Origin of the sequence: Streptomyces sp. LS1784, from assembly GCF_020103755.1 — a bacterium.
Taxonomy (GTDB): domain Bacteria; phylum Actinomycetota; class Actinomycetes; order Streptomycetales; family Streptomycetaceae; genus Kitasatospora.
In genome coordinates, this window is sequence record NZ_JAHSQD010001221.1 from 1 (window position 1) to 736 (window position 736).

1 protein-coding gene is annotated in these 736 nt (G+C 77.6%); it reads left to right on the forward strand.

The annotated features are described in order from the left end of the window. A partial coding sequence (locus KS423_RS46645) for a M14 family zinc carboxypeptidase (RefSeq protein ID WP_263455929.1) occupies window positions 1–736 on the forward strand: 736 nt, incomplete at both ends.

Consider the following 736-nt stretch of genomic DNA (forward strand, 5'->3'; position numbering starts at 1 on the left):
GGCTGCGCGAGGTGGGCCGCTCCCGGGCCGGACGCCCGCTGATGCTGCTCTCCGTGGACCGCGGGCCGCGCGCGGTGCTGGTGGTCGGCGGCCCGCACCCCAACGAGCCGATCGGCACCGCCGGGACCGTGCGGCTCGCCGAGGTGCTGCTGGACCGCCCCGCCTGCCCCGGCCTCTCCTGGCACCTGCTGCTCTGCCTCGACCCGGACGGCGCCGCGCTCAACGCCGGCTGGCTGGACGGTCCGCTCACCATGCGGCGCCACTACGAGCACTTCTTCCGCCCCTCCTTCGAGGAGCAACCCGAGCTGCTGCCCGCCCCCGGCTGCGGCCGGCCGCCGATGCCGGAGAGCCTGGCGCTGACCGGCCTGATCGACGAGCTGCGTCCGTTCCTCCAGTGCTCGCTGCACGGGGTGGACTTCGGCGGCGCGTTCGTCCAGCTGACCCGCCCCGTCCGGGGCCTGGCCGGGCGCTTCGCCCGCTCCGCGGAACGGGCCGGCGTCCCGCTCGACGTGGACTCCTACGACGCGATCGGCTGGACCAGCCCGGACCCCGGCACCTACCTGATGCCGGCCCCGGGCGCCGGGGGCTCCCGGGCCCTGCCGGACGAGCCGGAGCTGTCCACCTGGTCGTACGCGGCCCGGTACGGCGCGGTCACCGCCGTGCTGGAGGTCCCGATGTGGGCCGTCGACGCGGTCGGCGACGCCCGCCCCCACCCGGCCGGCGCCCAGGCCCTCGC